This is a genomic window from Bacillus sp. B2-WWTP-C-10-Post-4 (assembly GCF_009183805.1).
GTDB lineage: Bacteria > Bacillota > Bacilli > Bacillales > Bacillaceae_G > Bacillus_A > Bacillus_A cereus.
The window spans coordinates 18,657-40,596 of the sequence record NZ_WEII01000022.1 but is presented as its reverse complement, the minus strand read 5'-3'; the positions used below and the strand labels follow the sequence as shown (position 1 = coordinate 40,596).

Sequence of the window (21,940 nt, the reverse complement as noted above, 5' to 3'; positions counted from 1 at the left end):
AATAGTTTCTGTTTTTTTATTTTGTCAATTAAATGTAACAAACGACGATTATGATTTGAATCAATTGAAAATAATTCAATAAATATTATTTAAATTGAGATGTTTCGTAGGAGGAAAAAGAATGTTAAATAAAATAATTTTAATTACTGGTGGGACAGGTTCGTGGGGGCATGAACTTATAAAACAACTATTAGAAAAATCACCGAAAGAAATTAGAATTTTTTCAAGAAATGAAACGGTTCAGTTTGAAATGCAGCAACAGTTTATAAATGATGATAGGTTAAAATTTATTATTGGAGATATTCGTGATAAAGATCAACTAGTCTATGCTTGCCAAGGTGTACATTATGTGTTCCATCTGGCAGCTTTAAAACATGTTCCAGTATGTGAGTATTATCCTTATGAAGCTATAAAAACAAATATACATGGTACGCAAAATGTAATTGAAGCCTCTATACAGATGCAAGTTGAAAAAGTTATATATGTTTCAACGGATAAAGCAGCTGATCCATCAAATACGTATGGGATGACAAAAGCAATTGGTGAAAAATTAATGGTTCATGCGAATATACAAACGAAGAAAACAAAATTCATTTGTGTTCGTGGTGGAAATGTTTTAGGAACGAGTGGAAGTGTAGTACCACTTTTTAAACAACAAATTAAAAAATCTTCAGAAGTAGGGATTACCGATGCGAATATGACTAGATTTTTCTTAACAGTTGAGGATGCTGTTGGATTGTTATTTAAAGCCGTATCTCAAGGTAGAGGCGGGGAAATCTTTGTTATGAAAATGCCGGCATGTAAAATAACAGATTTAGCAGAAGTATTAATTGAATATTCTGGAAAAGAAAAAGTTAAGGTAAAAGAGGTAGGGATAAGACCGGGTGAAAAATTAAGTGAAATGCTTCTATCTGAGGTAGAGAGTAAAACAAGTATAAGTTTTGATCAAAATTATTTTGTGGTACTACCGACTATTCCTATACAAGGACTTCAAGAATATTATTCTAGCTATCCTCTAGTGGATGTGAAGAGTTTTAGTTCTCAACAAGACTTACTTGAAAAACATGAGGTGAAACAAATGCTATTAAAAGGAGGATTTTTGCGATGAAAAAAAATGCGATCCTTTTAATAACTGGTGCAAATGGTTTCACAGGACGCCATGCTTGCCACTATTTTTTAGAGCAGGGCTTTCATGTAATTCCTATGTTTCAAAATCGTGCACATAGAGAAAAAAATAAAAATGGTATTACTTGTAATTTAACTAATAAGAGCGAAGTAATGAAGGTAATGAAACAAATAAAGCCAGACTACGTATTGCATTTAGCAGGAAGGAATTCGGTCATAGAATCTTGGACAGCTGCCCTTGAATATATAGAGATTAATGTAATAGGAACGTTATATTTATTAGAAGCAATTAAGCAAGAAGCCTCGCATTGTAGAACATTAGTTATAGGATCTGCTTTGCAAGCAAATAGTATGAACGAAATAAAAATTTCGAATCCATATAGTTTAAGTAAAACGATGCAAGTCATTATTGCAGAGGCTTGGGGAGGATTAATGGATTCAAATATTATCATTGCAAAGCCCTCAAATTTAATTGGTCCAGGGGTATCGAATGGTATTTGTTCGATTCTCGCAAAGAAAATGATAGATATAGAATCAGGTAGAAGTAAGGCTATTATCGAAGTAAACAGTTTGAAAGATAGTAGAGATTTTCTAGATGTACGTGATGCGGTCAAAGCGTATCATGTGTTATTACGAGATGGAATAAATGGAAAACAATATAATATCGGATCAGGAGTAAAACGATCTTTATTAGATGTACTAGAACAATATAAAGAATTAACACAGCTAAATTTTTTTATAGAGGAAACAGAGAAAAGTGGGAGCGACTCAAATGAGAGTTTAGCAACAGAGGAAATAAAAAAGTTAGGTTGGATCCCAGAAATTGAATTTCATCAATCATTAAAAGATGTACTTGAGTATGCGAAGTGTAGTGACATCTGCATGCAATGAAAAAAAAAGGGTGTAAGAAATATATGAATGGTTATGAAGTAATAGATAATCAAAATACGCTATTTCTTTCAATTGTTGATACGCTGGACTGGAGAGATGAAGAAGCGCATGTATTGCTTATTTATGAGGCAATACATAAATATCAAGCGTATGTAGAAGAAAAAAGGGTCAATCGAATAAAGTCAGCATTAGAGACGGAAACTAGGTATGTGATTCAAATCTTTGCTCAATATGAGTGTAGTGAGTATGGAAATGATTTTTATGAACTCATTAACGATCTTTTAAAAGATATAGAGGTGGAGTTAAAGATTTATATAAAAAATAATAAGTTCATTTACATTTAAAAGGTAAATATAAAGCTAGATTTTTAATAATAAAGGTGGGTATAAGTTATGAGCAAAACGATTCTTTTTACTGGGGGCGGTACAGCCGGACACGTTATGATTAATATTGTATTAATTCCTAAATTTATAGAGAAAGGATGGAGAGTCGAGTATATTGGATCTAAAAATGGAATTGAAAAATCATTAGTGCAAAATGTTAAATACAATAGTGTTTCAACGGGAAAGCTTAGGAGATATTGGGATTGGGAGAATTTTAAAGATCCTTTTAAAATTATACGCGGTTGTTTACAAAGTTATAATTTAATTAAGAAAACAAAGCCTGACGTTATCTTTTCAGCAGGAGGATTTGTTTCAGTTCCTGTAGCTATAGGAGCATGGTTAAATCGTGTGCCTATAATTATACGTGAACCAGATAGCACATTAGGGCTTGCCAATAAAATAGCATTACCTTTTGCTACAAAGCTATGCACAACATTTCCTCAGACAGGAGAAAATGTAAATAATGAGAAGAAGGTTTATGTAGGACCAATTGTAAGGGAAGAAATTGAGAAGGGTAACGTATTACGAGGAAGAAGATATTGTGAATTTCAGCAAGATAAACCAGTATTATTAATTATGGGTGGGAGTCAAGGTGCTAAGTGGATAAATGATATGGTAAGGGAATGTTTAGATACAATACTATTAAACTTTAATATTATTCATATATGTGGTAAAGGGAAGGTAGACCCATCTATTGGCAAGGAGGGGTATATGCAATTTGAATATATAGGCGATGAGTTGCCGCATATACTAAATATGGCAAGTGTTGTAGTTTCAAGAGCGGGTTCTACTGCTATTTCTGAATTGTTATTTTTGAAGAAACCGATGTTGCTTATCCCGTTAACTAACAGTTCCAGTAGAGGAGATCAAGTTTTAAATGCTGAATATTTTTCACAGCAAGGATATGCGGAAGTTATACTCCAAGACAGAGTAAGTACGAATACATTTATACATGCAGTAAATAAGTTGTATACAAATAAGGATAAATATATTCAAAACATGAATGGATATAAGAAAACAAATGATGAGGGGATTCATCAATTAATAGATATAATAAATGAAGTGGTGAAGTAATAGAAATGTAAATAGTAAAAAGGAAAGAAGGTATCTTCTTTCCTTTTTACTATATTTGTTCCAATTCATTATTTATTCCAATTAGCTATGTACTATCGGTGAATGCCATTTTCTAATAGCTCAGTAAATGCATGAATATGAATAGGTTTACTGTAATAATAACCTTGAATAAACTGACATTTATTTTTTTGAAGGAAATTTACGTGCTCTTTCGTTTCTACACCTTCAGCAATGACAGACATTCCTAATGTATTTGCTAATGTGATGATCGTTTTAATAATTTCCATTCCATCATCACATGTTTCAGACATTGTAATAAATTCTCTCGGGATTTTTAACGTATCAATTGGATACAAAGGTAAGTAGGCTAGCGAAGAATAACCTGTACCAAAATCGTCGATAGAAATGTGAATCCCTAAACTTTTTAGTGTACGCAGTTTTATCAATGTTTCTCGCTCATCCATCATTGCAATTCGCTCTGTTAATTCAAGATCAAGAGAGCTTGCTGGTAAACCTGTATTTGTTAAAGTAGAAGAAATAGATTTTACAAAATCCTCTTGTTCAAATTCCTTAGCAGATAAATTCACACCTATTTTTAAATGTGAATATCCGAGTGCGTGCCAACGTTTCATTTGCTTGCAAGCCTGCTCTAATGTCCATTTACCTATTGAAATAATTTGTAGTGTTTCTTCTGCAATCGGAATAAACTCGTATGGAGAAATAATACCTAATTCAGGATGATTCCACCTAATTAAAGCTTCTGCACCGATAATTTTATTAGATTCACTATCAACTTGAGGTTGATACAAAAGGAACAATTCTTCATTTTGTAGTGCGTTTGGTAAATCTTTTTCTAATCGCAATCGTCTTTCAATTTTTTTAGCGATTACATCGTCATAAATAGATACAGAGTTAAGTTCTTTTGCTTTTGCATCATACATTGCAACATTAGCGTTTTTTAGAAGTGTAGCGGTATCGATTCCGGAATGTGGATAAATAGCGATGCCGATACTCAGTGATAAAGTTAATTTATGCTCATGTATGATAAATGACTTTTTCATGCATTTAAATAATTGGTTACATAATTGGAATAAGTAATCTTCGTCAGTATAGTTTTCAATTATGATTGTAAATTCATCGCCACCGATTCTTGAAAGATGAGTATGTGATGGAAGACATGATTGGAATCGCTTTGCTACTTCTTCTAATATGTAATCTCCTGATGAATGTCCAAGTGTATCGTTAATTGCTTTAAAGCGATCTAAATCTAAATATAATAATGCAAACTCGCTTTCTGTTATTTTAGCATTTTTTATAACTCTCTTTAATTTCTTATGGAAAAAGGCACGGTTCCCAATTTTCGTTACAGTGTCATGGAATGCTAAATATTTTATTTCTTCTTGCTGTTTTTTTAGTGCAGTAATATCTTTCACCATAATATAGCTTCCTGAAATTTGTCCGTCTATTATAATAGGAATGATTGTAACGTATAAAAAATAAGTAAAGCCATCTTTATATTGAGAACTAAGTTGTAAGAATGCCGATTCTTGTTGTTTCACTTTTTCTAATGCCATTGCTAGCTTATGCTTATCTTCATCTAAAATGATCGAAAAACAAGTTTCACCTAGTAACTCATCTGTTGGTGCCCCAAGTAGTACACTCCCAGCCTTATTTACATTTAAGAATATTCCATTTAAATCAATGGTGAAGATAGGGTCAGGATGATATTCATATAATGATTTAAACTTTTGCTGTTTTTGAGAAAGAGCCTCTGATTTATGAACTAAATCAGACGTCCGTAAAGTAACTTTTTCTTCTAGTTGGGCATTAAATGCCTGCAAACGTTTTGTTAAGGAATTGTTTTGCATACGTACGATAGAATGACGAATGAGTACGAAAATAAAAGTAATACAATTTCCTGTAATGAGAGTTGAAGATGATGTTTGTTCTTTTAATGTAAACCCGATTAGTATTGCAACAGCAAGATAGGGAAATACAACTAAAGCTTTTTTTCCTATTATAGGGTTTACAAGGAAATAATTTTTATGGCTATTATGATCTTCTGAAATAGAGCCAGCTATTGCAATAAGTAATATAGGTATTCTATATAAAAGACGTAATAATATTATCGTTTCAGTTGATAAGTGGTTATTTAAGTAAAAATAAATATAGTTAAAAGTTGCAGAACTTATTAATACAAAAATAAAGATATAAATTTTCCGTTTGGAATTAAAAATTGTTGGACGGAAAAAGAGACTAACACCTAGTAGTAGAAATAATAAATCTGCAATTGGGTATAAAAATGAAAGGAAAACATCTCCTAGTGAAAGAGCGAATATATTTAAATTTGGTTGATTAAATAAATACCATTCTAATGTAAATATGGAAGTAAGCACTATGCATATATCACAAATAAAGAACGCTTTTTCCCATTTATTGCATTCCTTTAAGATTTTATAGCAGAAAGCGATAAGACAGAAAAATAGAAAAAACATATAAAATACATCAGAAACCGTAAAACGATGTATTGGAATTTCGAAGAAGCTATCTTGATATGTATATACTATTTTCCCTAATAAAAAACTACCAATTGCTATTGTAATACATATCCAAAACGGATTTGAACTGACTTTTTTAGAATATATAGAGTAAATCAGTGATACAAATGTAATGGCTTCAACGACAAGTGAAGCGAAGCGTACATCTGAATTTGAAAAATGAGTAGGGAACAGATAGAAAAATATAAAATAGATTGAATAGCATATTAATGTTCCGATTAATATACATAATTGTAAATTTTTATTTAATTTCAATGAAATCACCTTCTTTAATTATGCACTATGTTCGTTATATCTATACATAATAATATTATTTAAGAATTGTATCAGATTTCCTTATAAAAATCATGTTTATAAGGAAAGTGTTAAAGAGTGTAAGTATTCTTAAGGTTTAAAAAATATTGCGGTTGATAGTATAGACTGCATCAAGACTTTAAATAGAAATTGTATATTTAGTCATCCTTTGAATTGTAAAGTTTTTTTAGTGATTTGTAAGTGGAGATGCAAAATTGCATATAAAATGATGAGTATCCTTTTTTGGGGAGCTTTTTATTTTTTAATCTGAAAATTAACATTTGTGAAAATGTTGAGAAAGGATATAAAATAAGAACGTGTATTCTTACAGAGTGGAATAGTATTGCCACTAAATAGGGAGGCTTTTTTATGATATATCGAATTAAAGATGCAGAAATATACTATGAAATTGTGGGAGAGGGTAAACCGGTCATTATCATACATGGCTGCGCCCCTGACCATAGGTTAATGATGAAATGTATGGAATCAGTATTTCAGAAATATGAAGGTTATAAGCGAATATATATTGATTTACCTGGAATGGGAAAATCGAATGCTCCAAATTGGATAAATAGTTCAGATCGTATAGTAGAAGTGCTTATCACATTTATTGAGGAAATCATTTCTACTGAAAAATTTTTATTGGTAGGAGAATCATATGGAGGCTATTTAGCTAAAGGTATACTTGCAAAGATGTTTGAGAGAGTTAGCGGATTACTATTAGTATGTCCTGTTGTTGTAGCGGAGCCAGAAAAAAGGATTCTTCCAGATAAACAGGTAATTGTACAAGATGAGGAATTTTTAAATACGCTCACTTCCACAGAAAGAGAGGAATTTTGTGAGTTAGCTGTAATAGCAAATGAATATACATATAAGCGATTTAAAGAAGAAATTAAGCCTGGGTTAGATGTTGCTAATGATGAATTTATTGAAAGGTTGCAAAAGAATTACTCTCTTACTATGGATTTTCAGCGTGAAAAATATGAAAATCCCGTTCTTTTACTGACTGGAAGACAAGATATATCAGTAGGTTATCAAAATATTATAGAAATTATTGAAGAATATCCAAAGGCAACATTAGCAGTGTTAGATATGGCAGGGCATAATTTGCAAATTGAGCAGCCTGAATTATTTGAGAGTTTAGTAGGAGAATGGATTAGACGAACAAATCAGCACAGTTTATAAAGTATTTTAGTATTACGCCTAAGTGTTGAAATGGGATAAATGAACGTGATTTATTAACTTATCTCGCTATTTTCCTGTAAAAGCCCGATTAGTAAGGGCTAATTAAAGTTTCACTTTATAAAAAATTTTAAGGAGAAATTATGAGCACATATATTTATATGGTTAGACATGGTGAATCACCAAAACTAGAAGGAAATGAAAGAATGCGCGGGTTAACTGAGAGGGGACATATGGATGCCCGTAGAGTAACTGACATATTAAAAGCGGAGAGGATTGATACTTTTATTTCAAGTCCTTATAATCGGGCTATGCTAACGATAGAGGAGTCAGCTAATTTCCATGAAAAAGAAATAGTAGTATATGAAAATCTTAAAGAGTGTATGTTTTCAAGTGAGGATCAGGTTATATCAGACAAAGAGGTGTATCCACTTGTACAGAAGATGTTCTCTAATCCGGACTTTGCACGAACGGAAGGAGAGTCATATGCAGATTGCCAGAGAAGAGTAGTGAAAGTATTAAAAGAAATCTTAATGGATTTTCAAGGATGCAAAATTGTAATTGGTACACATGGGCTTGTCATGACATTAATGATGAACTATTTTGATAAACAATATGGTTTTGAATTTTTAATGAATACGTCAAAACCGGATATATATAAGATGGAGTTTAAAGAAGAACAATTAATGAATGTAGAGAGATTATGGAAAGCGGAATAAAATTAGTTGCATGGATTTTGTTGTAAAAGTTACTTTTATAGCAAAGTCTTTTTTTTGAATAGAAAGCATCTTTATCAACTATTTTTAGAATGTTAAATCAATAAGTAATTATTCAGTCTTTGAATAAATTATGGAGAAATTGGTTTAGGGAAACAATTTTAAATGTGTCAAAACTCCAAACGTTGGATTTATATTCAATAGGAGAAAAAGATGTAGAATTTTGTCTTACAGTCCCCGTTTACTTTTCATTTCATTACATATAGGCTTTGTGGTGTAAGGGAGACATTGCCTTTACGCAAAATCTATAAGGAGGTCATTGTAATGAAACAGATTAAAAAGTTTGCGGGAGTTGCTTTAGCGGGGACGATTGGATTAAGTGGACTACTGTTTTTAGAACCAAGTGTAAGCGTTGCGGAAGCACAGCAAGTGAAAGTAGAAAATTTCAATACAATTGATGTAACGATGAATCTAAATGAATTGTATGTATTAAGTGGCAGAAGTATTGATATTCTTTCTGGAGATAAAGAAGCAATTCAGTTAAATAAATACACAATTAGTTTTAATAAACCTGGGAAGTATGTGATTAAAGTAAATGGCTGTATTTATGATGATGTATATACTTTTATTGTAAATGAGTAGTATATATTCTTAAATTGCGAGGTAAAAACAGAAACACCCTATTTGCGATGAGAGTCGTAAATAGGGTGAATTTATTTGTATTAAGCTGTACTTTAAAGATGTTCACTAATTTTCTTTTTGCCATGTAAAGTATGTAAAAGTGTTTGAAACATCTTAAATGATTGCTGAAAGATTGGACTTTGAATAAAGGTGTACAGAAAAGTTACGATGAAAACAGGACCTCCTAGCATAAATCCAATAACTAGTACAATACATTCTACTATGATTCTAGCACGGCTAATAGAAAGTCCTGTTTTGTCTGAAATAGTAAGCATGAATCCATCACGGGGTCCAGCGCCAATCCCAGCTGCAACGTACATACCTCCACCGATACCTGTAATGGCAATACCAGAAAATAAAATGAGTAAGTTTATCCATAAATAATTACTAGCTTCTGGAAGCATGTTTGATTGTAAGAAAAAGTCCATAATGGGACCGATAAGTAGTGCATTCAAAAATGTCCCCACATTTATATATTTTCGATCTACTAGTAAAGATATTAGAACGAGACATAACCCACATATGACACTCCACGTACCGATGGTCCATCCAAACTTTTGGTAGAGAGCCATATTTAAAACTTCCCAGGGGTGCAAGCCGAGAAATTTAACTTTGACTGCGAGAGCGTTTCCAAGGCCAAAGAAAATTAATCCTAAGAAAAAAAGAAAATAGCGAAAGAGAGTTAGCCTCATCTTTAAAACCTCCCATATTTTATAATTATGTATGTTACCTGTTACGGTCTTAATGTACAAATATTATGTCTTTTTATCATGCGTTTAAAAGTGTTAACAATGTAAATGAAATATACATCTTCACAGTCAAAAAAGTTAAAATATTTCGTTTTAAGGATTATAATGGAGGGAGAAACATAAAAGGGAGTGAATGAACTTGAAACAAGAACTTATTGAAAGATTTACGAGATATGTAAAAATTGATACGCAATCAAATGAAGAAAGCCATACAGTACCAACAACACCAGGACAAATTGAGTTTGGTAAGTTATTAGTGGAAGAGCTAAAAGAAATTGGTTTAACAGAAGTAACGATGGATGATAATGGCTATGTAATGGCAACACTTCCTGCTAATACGGACAAGGATGTTCCTGTAATCGGATTTTTAGCCCACTTAGATACGGCAACAGACTTTACAGGGAAAAACGTCAAACCACAAATTCATGAAAATTTTGATGGTAATGCGATTACATTAAATGAAGAGCTAAATGTTGTGTTAACACCAGAGCAGTTCCCAGAATTACCATCATATAAAGGACATACCATTATTACAACTGATGGTACAACACTTCTAGGAGCAGATGATAAAGCTGGTCTTACAGAAATTATGGTTGCAATGAACCATTTAATACATAATCCGCAAATTAAGCACGGGAAAATAAGAGTAGCATTTACACCGGATGAAGAAATTGGTCGTGGGCCAGCGCATTTTGATGTAGAGGCGTTCGGTGCATCATTTGCTTACACGATGGATGGAGGTCCATTAGGTGGTTTAGAGTATGAAAGTTTTAATGCTGCAGGTGCTAAGTTAACGTTTAACGGAACGAATACACATCCTGGAACAGCGAAAAATAAAATGCGCAATGCAACTAAACTGGCTATGGAGTTTAACGGGTATTTACCAGTAGAAGAGGCACCAGAGTATACTGAAGGATACGAAGGGTTTTACCATTTACTCTCTTTAAATGGTGATGTTGAGCAAAGTAAAGCATATTATATTATTCGAGATTTTGATCGTGAAAATTTTGAAACACGTAAAAATACCATTGAAAATATTGTGAAACAAATGCAAGAGAAGTATGGGAAAGATGCAGTCGTTTTAGAAATGAATGATCAATACTATAACATGCTTGAAAAAATTGAACCAGTAAGAGAAATTGTTGATATTGCATATGAAGCAATGAAAAGTTTAGACATTGAACCAAATATTCATCCGATTCGCGGAGGAACAGATGGATCACAATTATCATATATGGGATTACCGACGCCGAATATTTTCACTGGTGGTGAAAACTATCACGGTAAATTTGAGTATGTTTCGGTAGATACTATGGAAAAAGCTGTTCAAGTTATTGTAGAAATTGCAAGACGTTTTGAGGAGCAAGCTTAAAAAAGAACCAAGTAGTACAAATGTGCTACTTGGTTCTTTTAATATAGTACTCGCCACAAATAAAAAGTCGCATAAGACTCCCAATTAGCCCAGTTTGCTGCAAAGTCTTTTATTTCATCTTTAGTCGGTTTATTTTCGGAGCCTATTATAAATTTAATTGCATTATGGAGACCAACATCATCAATTGGAAAAGCTGAAGGGAATCTTAAACAACGCATTAAAACATAGTTGGCAGTCCATGGTCCTATACCATGGATGGCGGTTAATTGTTTCTCAGCAACCTTTACATCTTGTGTTTGCAGTAAATCCTCTTTTGATAGTTTTCTTTCTGTAATAAGCTTCGCAATACCGATTAAGTATTCACATTTTCTAGTCGTTATTTTTAATTGTTGGAGATCTTCTACATGTAGATTTGCAATTGTTTCAGGTGATGGGAATATCCAATGTTTTCTACCGTCCCATTCTACATAACTTCCAAATTGCTCAACTAATCTCCTTTTTAGCGTATAAGCATATGTTAAGTTAATTTGTTGACCGATAATTCCCCAGGAAAGTGCCTCAAATAAGTCTGGAATACCTAAATTACGAAGGCCATAATATTGTTCAATTGGTCCTTGAAGGAGTAAATCATGTTTCGCTAATGTATAAAAAGGGGCTAAATCAGTAGTTAAATCAAACCATTCTTTTATATAGTTAGCTACAGCATCGCTTACCCATCTTTCATGAGTATATAACTCTCCTAAAAAACGTATTTGAATATTGCCATCAGTATTCAAACTAATTTCAACTAAAGGATTTACATCTTGAACAGGGATAACTTTATAAATTTTATTGTCTTCAATATGGAACATACATTCATTGTTAGAACGTGATAGATAGCGTAAATTTTCTTGAAAACAAAATTCTTTCGGAACTGCTACAGATAATGCGCTATTATATTCTGCTGTCATATGAATTCCACCTGTAACTTTTCTAATGTAAGCAATTTTTTCTTCATTTCTAATCCACCCCTAAATCCGGTTAGTTTCCCATTCTTCCCAATAACACGGTGACAAGGAATAGTAATAAGGAGAGGGTTAGCAGCAATAGCAGAAGCAACGGCGCGCACAGCTTTAGGTTTTTGAATTCTTTCAGCAATTTCTGTATAAGAATATGTCTTTCCATAAGGAATTTCACGTACCGCATTCCAAACAGATAATTGAAAATTAGTTCCATAAGCATCGATAGGAAATGTAAAAGTTTCTCGCTTGTTTTCTAAATACTCGATAACTTCTTGCGTATATATTTGCAAGTAATCTGGACTATGAATCAATATATGTTGGGGCAGTTTTTTTCTAGCCCATATATTTAATTCTTCAAAGTTTTCGTCTTGTGATCCAATGAAACATAGTCCATTTTCAGTTGCAGCAATATGAAATCGCCAATTTTTATGTGTAAGTAGCGTCCAATATATATAATTATTTTTGTAGGAATTCATTATCGTATCCCTCTTTCATTTCGTTCTTTTTTCGATATTCAGTAGGAGTAAATCCGGTTTTCTTTTTAAATAAAGTTGCGAAATACTCTGGGTTTTCTATCCCGACAGCAGTACTAATTTCTTTAATAGATTGATTTGTGTGTAAAAGGTATTTGGTTGCTTTAAGAACCCTGAATTGTTGTATATATTCTATAGGAGTTAGCCCTATTATTCTTTTGAAAGTACGCTGTAAATGAAAAGGGCTACCGTGACACATTTCCGCAAGCATGTCGAGAGTTAAGGATTCGTCATAATGCTTTTCGATATAGTCTTTAATTTGTTCTACCCACTCTTCATTAGGTAAAGTGATCCCATTTGGCTTACAACGTTTGCACGGGCGAAAGTTTTCGCTTAATGCTTGCTCTGCATGATGAAAAATTCGTACATTGTTTCTATTCGGTATTCTTGATTTGCATGATGGCCTGCAAAAAATTCCAGTTGATTTCACAGCATAAAAGAATTTGCTATCATAGGAAGAATCATTATGAATAATTGCTTGCCAATACTCATTTGTTAATATAACTCCTTCATTGTGCAAAGAACATCACCTCTGAAATTAGTATAACCTGAATAAAGTGCGTATGTATGTATTCATAAATGTAAGAGCAAGATTACAAAGGTGAAAATATGATTGTTTTTCTATTTTGTGATAGCATGAAATTTGGAAATAAACATCAAGAGGAGGGCTAAAAGTGAAGTTAATTTCATGGAATGTAAATGGTTTGCGAGCAGTTATCGCAAAAGGTGGATTCTTGGAATATCTCGAGGAATCAAGTGCTGATATATTTTGTCTACAAGAGATTAAATTACAAGAAGGGCAAATTGATTTAAATCTAGAGGGATATTATACATACTGGAATTATGCTGTGAAAAAAGGATATTCAGGAACTGCTATTTTTTCGAAAAAAGAACCGCTTTCAGTTACATATGGTTTAGACATTGAAGAGCATGATCAAGAAGGGCGACTTATTACTTTAGAATTCGAAGATTTTTATATGATAACGTTATATACACCAAATTCAAAACGTGGATTAGAACGATTAGATTACAGAATGAAATGGGAAGATGATTTCAGGTCCTATATCAAACGATTAGATGAGAAAAAACCAGTTATTTTTTGTGGAGACTTAAATGTTGCTCATAAAGAAATCGATTTGAAAAATCCAAAAAGTAATCGTAAAAATCCTGGATTCTCTGATGAGGAGCGAGAGAAATTTTCATGTATTTTAGAAGAAGGATTTATTGATACATATCGTTACCTTTATCCTGATCAAGAAAGTGCATACTCGTGGTGGTCGTATCGTATGGGCGCGAGAGCGAAAAATATCGGATGGCGTTTAGATTATTTTGTTGTTTCGGAAAGAATGAAAGACCAGATAACAGAAGCGAAAATTAATAGTGAAGTGATGGGATCAGACCATTGTCCAGTTGAATTGCATATAAATTTCTAAAAAAAGAAGTATCTCCCTAATATTAGGGAGATACTTCTTTTTTTAATTCAGTTTGTTAAAATTTTTCAAATCATTCTTGAAATAATTTCATATTAAATATATACTTAGTAACGATAATCATTATCAGTGAAAATGATTATCAAGTGATGAAGGCGTAAAAGAATTATAGTCTAGGGGAAGTGAACGTGAATGAGTTCTGGATAAAATTATTAATCTAATGAAATATATATATGGGATAAGATTCATATAGTTAAATTCTATTGAGAATATAGTTTGAAAATTTGAGAGGAGACATATAAAGATGAACAAGAAATTATTTACTTTAGGGATGGTTACAGTTTTAAGTGTAGGTTTAGCGGCATGTAATAGTGCGGATAAAACTTCAGGCGAGCAAAAACAACAGACAAAAGCTACGGAAACGAAAAAAGATGAAAAACGAAAAATTACATATTTAGGTAAAGAATATACAGTGCCAGCAAAAGTAGATAAAATTGCGACAGCTAGTTTAGAGTCAATGGAAGATGCGGCAGTACTTGGAATTAAACCAGTTGGTGCCATTACTGTAGGTGGTAAACTACCAAAGTACCTGGAAAAAGAGTTAGAAGGTGCGAAATCTGTTGGTGAGAAAATGCAACCCAATTTCGAAACATTACTACAATTAAAACCAGATGTGATTACATCAAGTACGAAATTTCCAGCAGAAACAGCTGAAAAGTTTACGAAAGTAGCTCCTACATTCCCGGTATCACACGTTTCAACAAATTGGGAAGATAACTTAAAGTTAATGGGAGAATTAACTGGTAAAAAAGATAAAGCAGAAAAAATTATTAAAGACTACAATTCAGACGCTGAAAAAGCAAAAGCAAAACTAGGAGATAAGTTAAAAGATAAAAAAGTACTTGTCATTAGACTAAGAGCAAACGAATTATTCCTATATCCAGAAGGAGTATACTTCAACCCTGTAATTTATAAAGATCTTGGACTAACTGCTCCAGAACAATTGAAAACTGTAAAAGCACAAGAGAAAATTTCATTTGAAAAACTTGCTGAACTTAACCCAGATTATATTTTCTTACAATATGAGGCAAGTGAAAATAAAAATCCAAAAGTGTTAGAAGAAATTGAAAGTAATCCAATTTGGCAAAGTATGAATGCTGCGAAGGAAAAGAAAGTATTTGTAAACGTTGTAGATCCAATGGCACAAGGTGGTACTGCTTGGAGTAAAACTGCCTTCTTAAAAGAAGCAGTGAAAAATTTATCTAAATAATACAATAAGTAAGGTGCGTTGAATGATATGCAGAAAACAAATGCAGTACCAGTAACTATATTATGTATAGCACCCATACTCATCTTATTTACAGTTATACTTTCGATTTTGTATGGGGCGAAAAGTATTGATGCTGAAACAGTGTGGAACGCATTATTTCATTTTGATTCAAGTGATGTAAATCATAATATTATTATTACTTCACGTTTACCAAGGGTAGTTGCAGCTCTTTTAGTCGGAGCATTTCTAGCCATATCAGGAGCACTTATGCAGGGGATGACAAGAAACTATCTTGCATCCCCTTCTATTATGGGTGTGACGGATGGTGCTGCCTTTGTTATTACACTTTGTATGATTTTTCTTCCAGGAATGTCATCAATTGGTATGGTTGTATGTTCAATGATTGGTTCTGCACTCGGAGCCGGTATCGTGTTTGGTTTTGGTTCGCTCCTTCAAAATGGCTTATCACCAGTTAGGTTAGCAATTATCGGAACAGTTATTGGAACATTTTTAAGCAGTGTATCGGCTGCCATGGCTTCGTATTTCCAAATTTCTCAAAATGTTAGTTTTTGGTTTAATGCAAAGTTAGATCAAGTAGATCCTAATATAATTAAAATTACGATACCGTTTGGGATAATTGGAATAATTTTAGCATTGTTAATATCAAAATCTATTACCATTCTTTCATTAGGCGAAGAGGTTTCTATTAATTTAGGACAGCGTACAAAACTAGTTAAAGCGATGGCAATTTTATCGGTAATTTTTTTAACAGGAACAGCAGTTGCTTTAGTAGGAAAAGTTGGTTTTGTAGGTTTAATTATTCCGCACATTACCCGCTTTATAATTGGAGTAGATTATAAATGGATATTGCCATGTGCAGGCGTTATTGGTGGGGTTTTCTTAGCGTTATGTGATGTTTTAAGTAGATTTGTAAATTATCCATTTGAAACGCCAATTGGAGTCGTAACATCTTTAATTGGAATTCCTTTCTTCCTTTATTTAATCCGTACAAGAGGAGGAGAGAGACATGCTTAAAAGTTCAAGTCAACGTTTCGGAATGACGATGGGGATTATTATATTTTTAATACTATGTGCTATTTATATTAGTTTAACAAATGGTACGTTCGACATTACGATTACAGATGTGTTTAAAACACTTTTTAGAATTGATCCAGTACCAGAACATGATTTAGTTATTTTTGAGTTTCGTCTTCCACGTATCGTAATTGCTGGATTAGTAGGATTAGGCCTTGGTGTTGCGGGTGCCGTTATTCAAGGGATTACGAGAAATGGATTGGCAGACCCAGGTATTTTAGGAGTAAATGCCGGTGCGGGAACAGCGATCGTCATTTTTATGTTTTTCTTTCAAGGACAATTAAAAAGCACAGACTGGGTTTCTATTATGATGATGCCAATGTTTGGTTTAGTCGGCGGATTAGGTGCTGCTATTATCATCTATCTTTTTTCTTGGAAAAACGGTAAGTTAGATTCGCAGCGACTTTTATTAACAGGGATTGCAATTGGATCAGGATTTGGGGCCTTTTCTATGTACTTATCACTTAAAATGAAGTCAACTGATTTCGAGATGGCTGCAGTGTGGGTTTCTGGAAGCATATATAGTGCGAACTGGAAGTATATTGTGGCTATGTTACCATGGCTTATTATTTTAATTCCACTTATACAAAAGAAAGCATATTTACTAGATTTATTTCAATTGGAAGAAACGAGTATTACAAGTTTAGGTGTTTCAGTAGAAAGAGAGAAATCGATTTTATTATTAAGCAGTATCGGGCTTGTGAGTGCATGTGTTGCTGTTTCAGGGAGTATCGGTTTTATTGGCTTAATGGCACCGCATATAGCGAAAAGACTTGTCGGTATTCAACATAAGTATATAATTCCCACGTGCGGCGTAATCGGAATGTTTCTTGTAGTTGCCTCAGACTTTATTGCAAAAACAGTTTTCACACCTGTAGAGTTACCAGTTGGAATCGTTATTTCTATTGTCGGTGTACCGTATTTCTTATATTTACTTTATAAGGCGAAAGCGTAAGAGGAGGAATAAAAGTGAGTATTTTAAGTGCAAAAAATTTAGAAACAAGTTATGAAAAGCTTACAGTGTTTCGCGATTTAAATGTGGAAATACAAGAAGGAAAAGTAACGACAATTATAGGTCCGAACGGTTGCGGTAAATCAACATTGTTAAAAACAATGGGAAGAATTTTAAAACAAAAAAGCGGAAAAGTATATTTACAAGGGCAAGATTTACATACAATTTCAACGAAAGAAATTGCGAAGCAGTTAGCTTTACTACCGCAAACTCCAATTGCACCAGGTGAACTTAAAGTGGAAGAATTAATTTCTTATGGACGCTATCCACATCGAAATAACGTAAATAAGTTAACGACAAAAGATAAAGAAATGATTGATTGGGCATTAAATATAACGAAAACTTCTGAATTTCGAACGAGACAAATTGCAAATTTATCAGGTGGTCAAAGACAAAAGGTATGGCTAGCGATGGCATTAGCACAAGAGACAGAAGTGTTGCTATTAGATGAGCCAACTACATACCTTGATATGTCTCATCAATTAGATGTATTACAAATTGTGGAGAAGTTAAATAAAGAACATAATTGTACGGTTGTTATGGTATTACATGATATTAACCATGCAGCAAGGTTTTCAGATGAAATTATTGCAATGAAGGAAGGAGAAATTGTTACAACTGGTAGCCCAGAAGAAATCATTACAAATGAAGTGTTAAAAGAAGTATTTCATATTGATGCACGTGTCATGATAGATCCGTATAACGGGGCTCCTGTTTGTTTCGGTTATGATAGCGTTGTATCTCAAGAAGAAAAAATCGAAATATATGTAACAAGTTAAAAAGGGGGGATAGGGTGAATACTACAGTTGAAAAACAGCAGATTATAACATCTAATACAGAACAGTGGAAAATGTATTCAAAATTAGAAGGTAAGGAATATCAAATTCATATTTCAAAGCCGAGGCAACCAGCACCGGATTCAGGATATCCTGTCATTTATGTATTAGATGGCAATGCCTTTTTTCAAACATTTCATGAAGCAGTTAAAATACAATCAGTAAGAGCGGAAAAAACCGGTGTTTCACCAGCTGTTATAGTAGGATTGGGTTATCCAATTGAAGGCGCATTTTCAGGGGAAGAAAGATGTTATGATTTTACGCCTAGCGTAATTTCAAAAGATGCCCCTTTAAAACCAGACGGTAAACCGTGGCCTAAAACAGGAGGAGCACATAATTTCTTTACTTTTATTGAAGAAGAACTGAAACCACAAATTGAAAAGAATTTTGAGATCGATAAAAGTAAGCAAACGTTATTTGGACATTCTTTAGGTGGACTATTTGCTCTTTATATACTATTTACAAACTTAAATGCTTTTCAAAATTATTTTATTAGTAGTCCATCTATATGGTGGAATAACCAATCCGTACTTGAAAAAGAAGAGAACCTTATACATGAATTAAACAATGCTAAGTTTGAAACAGGAGTGTTCCTTACAGTTGGGTCACTAGAACGAGAGCATATGGTTGTAGGCGCAAATGAATTATCAGAGCGCCTTCTCCAAGTAAACCACGATAAACTTAAATTTAAGTTTTATGAAGCTGAAGGGGAGAATCATGCATCTGTTGTGCCGACTTCTTTAAGTAAAGGATTGAGATTTATTAGTTACGTATAGGAAAAAAGGTTATGGATGAAACATTCCATAACCTTTTTTGATATGTAGAATTGTCCTTTTTGAAAGTTTTGTTTCAACTTTTCGTCTAAAGAGACAAAAAGTTGTCACAAAACGGTCACAATTAGCATAAACATAAAATAGACGAAATGAACTTATTTCCAAAAAGGCTTGGTTTATTCCGATCATGATTTGTAGAGCTGAAAAAGTATGGATTAAAAGTTCACTATATTCCCAAGGAGGTAGATCGTATGAAAACTATTCTTGCTATCGCTGGACTTATTTGGGTTTTATCGCATGGCATCCCAATTTATGAAGGAGAACAAATTCGCAGTGCTCTGAATAAAAATTTTAATGAATATCATATCATTGATCGGCAAGATAATGTTGTAACAGTTCGAGTAAATGACTGTTTTCATACGGTAACCGTTGAAGGAACTTCAGTAGTGAATGATACAAAAGTATGCGATCAGCAATAACTATATATAGGAAGAAAAAAGTCTCAATTTACACATGTGAATTGAGACTTTTATATTTGTGATTGAAGTTTTTTCATAAACAATTATTGACATAACGAGTTTATGTTGATAAAATTCAATTCATAAAATATAGATAATTTAATAGATTTCGAATCAGATGAAAATTAAATCTGATTTCTCTTATCTAGAGAGGTGGAGGGACTGTGCCCTGTGAAACCCAGCAACCATCAATTTTTACATTGAAATGGTGCTAATTCCTGCAAAGCAAATGCTTTGAGAGATGAGAGAAAGGGATAGTATCGATATATGCATACAAACCTTTCTGCTCATTCTAAGGACAGAAAGGTTTTTTTATTGTTCTCGACTGTGAGTAAAGACTATTCTGGAGGAAAATAGAGAGATTTATACAGTCCGTGTGCAGGAGGAATAACGATGTGAAAATCAATGAACCAATTTGTGCATGTCCTAGTGTTGTTCTAATAAAATGGATTATTGATTTGTTACAGCGTGAATTAATAAATAAATACATAAAAGAAGAAGGGTGTTTACAACATGAAAAAACTATTACTATCAGGACTTATTACAACGGCAATTTTTGGTTTAACTGCTTGTGGAGGTAAAAGTGAAGATAAGCTTGTTGTCGGTGCTTCTAATGTACCTCATGCAGTTATTTTGGAAAAAGCAAAACCATTACTTGAGAAAAAAGGTGTAGAACTAGAAATTAAAAAATTCCAAGACTACGTATTACCAAATAAATCATTGGCGAATAAAGAATTAGATGCAAATTATTTCCAAGGTATTCCATTCTTAGAGAAAGAAATGAAAGACAAAAAATATGATTTTGAAGTAGCTGGAAAAATACACATTGAACCAATCGGTTTATATTCTCAAAAATATAAAAATCTAAAAGAGCTTCCAGATGGTGCAACAATTATTATGAGTAATGCAATTACTGATCATGGACGTGGTTTAGCAATTTTACAAAAAGAAGGTATTTTAAAAATTAAAGATGGTATAGATCCTGTAAAAGCAACCGTAAAAGATATTACAGAAAATCCGAAAAATTTAAAATTCAAAACAGACATTGAACCTGGTTTATTAACACAAATGTATAAAAATAAAGAAGGTGATGCTATTTTAATTAATGCTAACTATGCAATTGATGCAAAATTAAATCCAAGAAAAGATGCAATTGCGATTGAAGGTAAGGATTCGCCATATGTAAACGTAGTTGCAGTTCGTAAAGGTGACAAAGATAAGAAAGAAATTAAAGCACTTGTAGAAGTATTACATTCGAAAGAAATTGAAGATTTTATTAATAAGGAATATAACGGTGCTGTTATTCCTGTAAAAGAATAACTTTGAAAACTAAGAAATTGTACTCTTTACAACTACGTATTTTATAACTGATGAAAATTAATTATTTTATTAAGGGCTACTAAGGTAGCCCTTTTATATTTGCAACGAGAAATGGTTAGGGAATGTACATTAATGGAGGCTTTAGTTGAAGAACATAGCACAAAAGTGATTAAACATTTTACTTTATTAAGTTCTGATGGAGAATGTAATGTTTTTTTGAAAAAAGAAAGGGTATCATGAAAATTGAGACTGAGAAGCTAATAAATTGTTAAGAATAAGCTTAGAGCGGAAATATACTCATATGGGGTATCATACATAGATAATTAATGCTATAATTGGTATACTCGTAAAAGCAATTGTTTTATTGGATGAAGAGAAACTTTAAGAAGGTGATAATATGGGGCATAAAGAGCATGAAGTGGTAACACATAGATCAGAAAAAGAAAAAGAACAAATTATAAATAGATTAAAGAGGATTGAAGGACAGGTCCGCGGTATTCAAAATATGATTGAAAATGATCGCTATTGTGTGGATATTTTAGTGCAAATTTCAGCGATTAATGCAGCGATGAAAAAAGTAGGAATGGGTGTATTAAAAAACCATACAAGTCATTGTGTTTCAGGTGCTATTAAAGATGGCAATGGTGACGAAGCAATTGAAGAATTAATGACTGTATTTGAACGTTTTTCAAAAGCGTAAAAACAAGCTAGTATGTCACTGGCTTGTTTTTTTGTTTACCTTCATAATAAGATTTCGGGGTATTGATGTGAAAAAGTGTGTGTAAAATAAACTTTTAGAAAATAATTGAAAAATCATGATACAAAACCATTGATTACCTTAGGGGGGTATGGTAAGATGTAATTGTGATTAACAAAGAATGAAGAAACAAGAGGAGGATTTTAAATGGAACAGTTAACATTACAAGTTGAAGGTATGTCTTGTGGACATTGTGTAAATGCTATCGAAAGCAGTGTGAAAGAGCTAAACGGTGTTGAACAAGTGAAGGTTCAATTAGCAGAAGGAACTGTTGAAGTTACTATCGACTCGTCTGCCGTAACATTAAAAGATATCGTTGCTGTAATCGAAGACCAAGGATACGATGTTCAATAATTATTTTTAGATATGG

At 32.7% G+C, this 21,940-nt stretch carries 23 protein-coding genes and 1 riboswitch; of the genes, 18 read left to right on the top strand and 5 right to left on the bottom strand.

Annotated elements, in window-relative coordinates; translation table 11 throughout:
* Positions 1-121: 121 nt before the first annotated feature.
* The 4 genes from GBN78_RS11905 to GBN78_RS11890 are packed head-to-tail and all read left to right on the top strand — an operon-like array spanning position 122 to position 3,473.
* Positions 122-1,108 carry a UDP-N-acetylglucosamine 4,6-dehydratase family protein gene (locus GBN78_RS11905; RefSeq protein WP_152127435.1) on the top strand — a complete coding sequence of 329 codons (987 nt, stop codon included), beginning with the start codon at positions 122-124 and terminating at the stop codon, positions 1,106-1,108.
* Positions 1,105-2,016 carry an SDR family oxidoreductase gene (locus tag GBN78_RS11900; RefSeq protein ID WP_152127434.1) on the top strand — a complete coding sequence of 304 codons (912 nt, stop codon included), beginning with the start codon at positions 1,105-1,107 and terminating at the stop codon, positions 2,014-2,016. The genes GBN78_RS11905 and GBN78_RS11900 overlap by 4 nt, the downstream gene beginning before the upstream one ends.
* Positions 2,017-2,039: 23 nt before the next feature.
* Entirely contained in the window at positions 2,040-2,360 is a 321-nt protein-coding gene (locus tag GBN78_RS11895) for a DUF6572 domain-containing protein (RefSeq protein ID WP_001014792.1), read from the top strand.
* Positions 2,361-2,408: 48 nt separating this feature from the next.
* Complete coding sequence (locus GBN78_RS11890; protein WP_000047558.1) at positions 2,409-3,473, top strand: undecaprenyldiphospho-muramoylpentapeptide beta-N-acetylglucosaminyltransferase; 1,065 nt, start codon at positions 2,409-2,411, stop codon at positions 3,471-3,473.
* A 92-nt stretch (positions 3,474-3,565) separates the two neighbouring features.
* Here the strand turns inward: GBN78_RS11890 and GBN78_RS11885 are convergent, their stop codons facing one another.
* Positions 3,566-6,286, bottom strand: a complete 2,721-nt coding sequence (locus GBN78_RS11885; protein WP_000773536.1) for a bifunctional diguanylate cyclase/phosphodiesterase — start codon at positions 6,284-6,286, stop codon at positions 3,566-3,568.
* A 408-nt stretch (positions 6,287-6,694) separates the two neighbouring features.
* On the opposite strand from GBN78_RS11885, the gene GBN78_RS11880 reads away from it, so the two are divergent.
* From GBN78_RS11880 to GBN78_RS11870, 3 genes are all read left to right on the top strand, one after another.
* Positions 6,695-7,510 carry an alpha/beta fold hydrolase gene (locus GBN78_RS11880; RefSeq protein WP_152127433.1) on the top strand — a complete coding sequence of 272 codons (816 nt, stop codon included), beginning with the start codon at positions 6,695-6,697 and terminating at the stop codon, positions 7,508-7,510.
* A gap of 140 nt (positions 7,511-7,650) precedes the next feature.
* Positions 7,651-8,226, top strand: a complete 576-nt coding sequence (locus GBN78_RS11875) for a histidine phosphatase family protein (protein ID WP_152127432.1) — start codon at positions 7,651-7,653, stop codon at positions 8,224-8,226.
* Between the two features lie 321 nt (positions 8,227-8,547).
* Positions 8,548-8,865, top strand: a complete 318-nt coding sequence (locus tag GBN78_RS11870; RefSeq protein ID WP_000809495.1) for a hypothetical protein — start codon at positions 8,548-8,550, stop codon at positions 8,863-8,865.
* Positions 8,866-8,957: 92 nt separating this feature from the next.
* Here GBN78_RS11870 and GBN78_RS11865 read toward each other — a convergent pair whose 3' ends face one another.
* On the bottom strand, positions 8,958-9,596 hold the full coding sequence (locus GBN78_RS11865) for a YczE/YyaS/YitT family protein (protein ID WP_001241259.1): 639 nt from the start codon (positions 9,594-9,596) through the stop codon (positions 8,958-8,960).
* Between the two features lie 196 nt (positions 9,597-9,792).
* On the opposite strand from GBN78_RS11865, the gene pepT reads away from it, so the two are divergent.
* Positions 9,793-11,025, top strand: a complete 1,233-nt coding sequence (gene pepT, locus GBN78_RS11860) for a peptidase T (RefSeq protein WP_002098141.1) — start codon at positions 9,793-9,795, stop codon at positions 11,023-11,025.
* A gap of 38 nt (positions 11,026-11,063) precedes the next feature.
* On the opposite strand, the gene GBN78_RS11855 is transcribed toward pepT, so the two are convergent.
* From GBN78_RS11855 to GBN78_RS11845, 3 genes are read right to left on the bottom strand one after another with little or no spacing between them, the layout of a single operon-like run.
* Entirely contained in the window at positions 11,064-11,975 is a 912-nt protein-coding gene (locus tag GBN78_RS11855; protein WP_152127431.1) for a DNA-3-methyladenine glycosylase 2, read from the bottom strand.
* A complete protein-coding gene (locus GBN78_RS11850; protein ID WP_152127430.1) occupies positions 11,972-12,502 on the bottom strand; it encodes a methylated-DNA--[protein]-cysteine S-methyltransferase in 531 nt (176 codons plus the stop codon). Before GBN78_RS11850 ends, GBN78_RS11855 begins: the two co-directional genes overlap by 4 nt.
* The gene (locus GBN78_RS11845) at positions 12,483-13,079 is read right to left on the bottom strand and encodes a bifunctional transcriptional activator/DNA repair enzyme AdaA (protein WP_000551300.1); all 597 of its coding nucleotides are present in this window, start codon (positions 13,077-13,079) and stop codon (positions 12,483-12,485) included. Before GBN78_RS11845 ends, GBN78_RS11850 begins: the two co-directional genes overlap by 20 nt.
* 154 nt (positions 13,080-13,233) lie before the next feature.
* On the opposite strand from GBN78_RS11845, the gene GBN78_RS11840 reads away from it, so the two are divergent.
* The 10 genes from GBN78_RS11840 to copZ all read left to right on the top strand — a co-directional run bounded on the left by GBN78_RS11840 (position 13,234) and on the right by copZ (position 21,924).
* Complete coding sequence (locus GBN78_RS11840; RefSeq protein ID WP_016118501.1) at positions 13,234-13,992, top strand: exodeoxyribonuclease III; 759 nt, start codon at positions 13,234-13,236, stop codon at positions 13,990-13,992.
* 301 nt (positions 13,993-14,293) lie between these two features.
* Complete coding sequence (locus GBN78_RS11835; RefSeq protein WP_001035506.1) at positions 14,294-15,259, top strand: iron-hydroxamate ABC transporter substrate-binding protein; 966 nt, start codon at positions 14,294-14,296, stop codon at positions 15,257-15,259.
* A gap of 27 nt (positions 15,260-15,286) precedes the next feature.
* A complete protein-coding gene (locus tag GBN78_RS11830) occupies positions 15,287-16,294 on the top strand; it encodes a FecCD family ABC transporter permease (RefSeq protein ID WP_001173058.1) in 1,008 nt (335 codons plus the stop codon).
* Complete coding sequence (locus GBN78_RS11825; protein ID WP_000920451.1) at positions 16,287-17,309, top strand: FecCD family ABC transporter permease; 1,023 nt, start codon at positions 16,287-16,289, stop codon at positions 17,307-17,309. The genes GBN78_RS11830 and GBN78_RS11825 overlap by 8 nt, the downstream gene beginning before the upstream one ends.
* Before the next feature lie 14 nt (positions 17,310-17,323).
* Positions 17,324-18,145 (top strand): ABC transporter ATP-binding protein, encoded by an 822-nt coding sequence (locus GBN78_RS11820; RefSeq protein ID WP_000025773.1) that lies wholly within the window; start codon positions 17,324-17,326, stop codon positions 18,143-18,145.
* A 14-nt stretch (positions 18,146-18,159) separates the two neighbouring features.
* Positions 18,160-18,978 carry an alpha/beta hydrolase gene (locus GBN78_RS11815; RefSeq protein WP_001098703.1) on the top strand — a complete coding sequence of 273 codons (819 nt, stop codon included), beginning with the start codon at positions 18,160-18,162 and terminating at the stop codon, positions 18,976-18,978.
* Positions 18,979-19,226: 248 nt separating this feature from the next.
* The gene (locus GBN78_RS11810; protein WP_000849103.1) at positions 19,227-19,454 is read left to right on the top strand and encodes a hypothetical protein; all 228 of its coding nucleotides are present in this window, start codon (positions 19,227-19,229) and stop codon (positions 19,452-19,454) included.
* A 177-nt stretch (positions 19,455-19,631) separates the two neighbouring features.
* Positions 19,632-19,741, top strand: a riboswitch (SAM riboswitch).
* Between the two features lie 265 nt (positions 19,742-20,006).
* Complete coding sequence (gene metQ, locus GBN78_RS11805; protein ID WP_000735072.1) at positions 20,007-20,813, top strand: methionine ABC transporter substrate-binding lipoprotein MetQ; 807 nt, start codon at positions 20,007-20,009, stop codon at positions 20,811-20,813.
* A gap of 397 nt (positions 20,814-21,210) precedes the next feature.
* Positions 21,211-21,513: a metal-sensing transcriptional repressor gene (locus GBN78_RS11800; RefSeq protein WP_000509879.1), complete on the top strand. Its 303-nt coding sequence runs from the start codon at positions 21,211-21,213 to the stop codon at positions 21,511-21,513.
* Positions 21,514-21,717: 204 nt separating this feature from the next.
* Positions 21,718-21,924: a copper chaperone CopZ gene (gene copZ, locus GBN78_RS11795; protein WP_000436973.1), complete on the top strand. Its 207-nt coding sequence runs from the start codon at positions 21,718-21,720 to the stop codon at positions 21,922-21,924.
* Positions 21,925-21,940: the final 16 nt, after the last annotated feature.